The sequence below is a fragment of the Streptomyces sp. NPDC056222 genome, from assembly GCF_042264065.1.
In the GTDB taxonomy this organism is placed as follows: Bacteria; Actinomycetota; Actinomycetes; order Streptomycetales; family Streptomycetaceae; genus Streptomyces.
Genome location: NZ_JBHJTL010000202.1, coordinates 1 through 2,209, shown reverse-complemented (window position 1 = coordinate 2,209; position 2,209 = coordinate 1). Strand labels below are relative to the sequence as shown.

General features: G+C 67.8%; 2 protein-coding genes. Both read left to right on the top strand.

Features of this window, described 5'->3' with window-relative positions; genetic code table 11:
• Positions 1 to 311 precede the first annotated feature (311 nt).
• The gene (locus ACFC0D_RS38440; RefSeq protein ID WP_376446746.1) at positions 312 to 887 is read left to right on the top strand and encodes a TerD family protein; all 576 of its coding nucleotides are present in this window, start codon (positions 312 to 314) and stop codon (positions 885 to 887) included.
• Between the two features lie 30 nt (positions 888 to 917).
• The gene (locus tag ACFC0D_RS38435; RefSeq protein ID WP_376446744.1) at positions 918 to 2,063 is read left to right on the top strand and encodes a DUF475 domain-containing protein; all 1,146 of its coding nucleotides are present in this window, start codon (positions 918 to 920) and stop codon (positions 2,061 to 2,063) included.
• Positions 2,064 to 2,209 lie beyond the last annotated feature (146 nt).

Here is a 2,209-nt window from a genome sequence, read left to right as displayed (position 1 = left end):
ATTGCGGGTTTTGGGGGTCTGGTTTTTTTTTTTACCCCCCGGGGCGGCCCCCCCCCCCGGGGGGCGCCCCCGGACGTGCCTCATCGGCGGTGCCCGCCGGCGGCGCCCATCGGCACCGCCCCGCAGGCACGGCCTCACGGGCACCGCACCGCCGACACCGCCTCACGGGCACCGCACCACCGACAGCTGCACCGCCGAAGCTGCACCGCCCGCAGCGCCGCACCACTGACAGTGCCGCGCCGCCCGCAGCCCCCGCACCACCAGCGCCTCATCAGCAGGACCGAGCAGCACTCACCGGGGAGGAACCACACATGGGCGTCACGCTCGCCAAGGGAGGCAATGTCTCCCTCTCCAAGGCCGCACCCAACCTCACCCAGGTGCTGGTCGGCCTCGGCTGGGACGCGCGCTCCACCACCGGAGCGCCCTTCGACCTCGACGCCAGCGCCCTGCTGTGCGAGTCGGGACGGGTGCTCGGCGACGAGTACTTCGTCTTCTACAACAACCTGAAGAGCCCCGAGGGCTCCGTCGAACACACCGGCGACAACCTCACCGGCGAGGGTGACGGCGACGACGAGTCGCTCATCGTGGACCTGATCAGGGTCCCGGCCCACTGCGACAAGATCATCTTCCCGGTCTCGATCCACGAGGCCGACAACCGGGGTCAGACCTTCGGCCAGGTCAGCAACGCCTTCATCCGCGTGGTGAACCAGGCGGACGGTCAGGAGCTCGCCCGCTACGACCTCTCCGAGGACGCCTCGACCGAGACCGCGATGATCTTCGGCGAGCTGTACCGGTACGGGGGTGAATGGAAGTTCCGGGCGGTGGGGCAGGGGTACGCGTCCGGCCTCCGGGGCATCGCTCTAGACTTCGGGGTCAACGTTTCGTAAAGCCGCGTACTTTTAACGATGGGGTAGACAGTGGTTCTGAAAACCTTCGGCTGGTCGTTCGCCATCACGGCGCTCGGGCTGGTCGCAGCGGTGCTCTACGGGGGGTGGGAAGCGTTCGGGATCGTCGCGATCCTGTGCATCCTCGAGATCTCGCTGTCCTTCGACAACGCGGTGGTCAACGCCGGAATTCTGAAGAAGATGAATGCCTTCTGGCAGAAGATCTTCCTCACGATCGGCATCCTGATCGCCGTCTTCGGCATGCGCCTGGTCTTCCCCGTCGTGATCGTCGCGATCAGCGCCAAGATCGGCCCCATCGAGGCCGTCGATCTCGCCCTCAACGACGCCGAGCGCTACGAGCAGCTCGTGACCGACGCGCACCCGTCGATCGCGGCCTTCGGCGGCATGTTCCTGCTGATGATCTTCCTCGACTTCATCTTCGAGGACCGTGACATCAGGTGGCTCGGCTGGCTGGAGCGCCCGCTGGCCAAGCTCGGCAAGATCGACATGCTGTCGGTCTGCATCGCCCTGATCGTCCTGGCGATCAGCGCCATGACCTTCGCGACCCAGGCCCACCAGCACGGCGGTACGCACGTCGACAAGGCGGCGACCGTCCTGCTCTCGGGCGTCTTCGGCCTGATCACGTACCTCGTCGTCGGCGGTCTCTCCGGCTACTTCGAGAACAAGCTGGAGGAGGAAGAGGAGCGCGAGCACGAGGCCGAGGAGGAGGCCAAGCGCAGCGGCAAGCCGGTCTCCGCCGTGCAGCTGGCCGGCAAGGCCGCCTTCTTCATGTTCCTCTACCTCGAGGTCCTCGACGCGTCGTTCTCCTTCGACGGTGTCATCGGCGCCTTCGCCGTCACCAACGACATCGTCCTGATGGCGCTCGGCCTCGGCGTCGGCGCGATGTACGTCCGTTCGCTGACGGTCTACCTGGTCCGCCAGGGCACCCTGGACGACTACGTCTACCTGGAGCACGGCGCCCACTACGCCATCGGCGCGCTCGCGGTGATCCTCATGATCAGCATCCGCTACCAGATCCCCGAGGTCGTCACCGGCCTCATCGGTGTCGCCTTCATCGGCTGGTCCTTCTGGTCCTCCGTCCGCCGTAACAGGGCATTGGCGGCGGCCGAGGGAAAAGCTGACTCCTCGGGCAAGGCCGAGGTGTCTTCCGGGGTGTGACACCCCCGGCAACGAGGAACGCTTCACAGCGGGGGGGGGGGGGGGCCCCCCCCCCCCCCCCCCGGTGCCCAGGGCAGGAAAGGGGGGGGGGGGGCCCGTGGCGTGGGGGGGGGGGAGGTTGGGGGCCCGGGCGCGCCCGGAGTCGC

What these genes read in the sequence shown, in the direction of transcription:
- ACFC0D_RS38440 (WP_376446746.1), top strand. Translation starts at nt 312, where the DNA reads ATGGGCGTCACGCTCGCCAAGGGAGGCAATGTCTCCCTCTCCAAGGCC.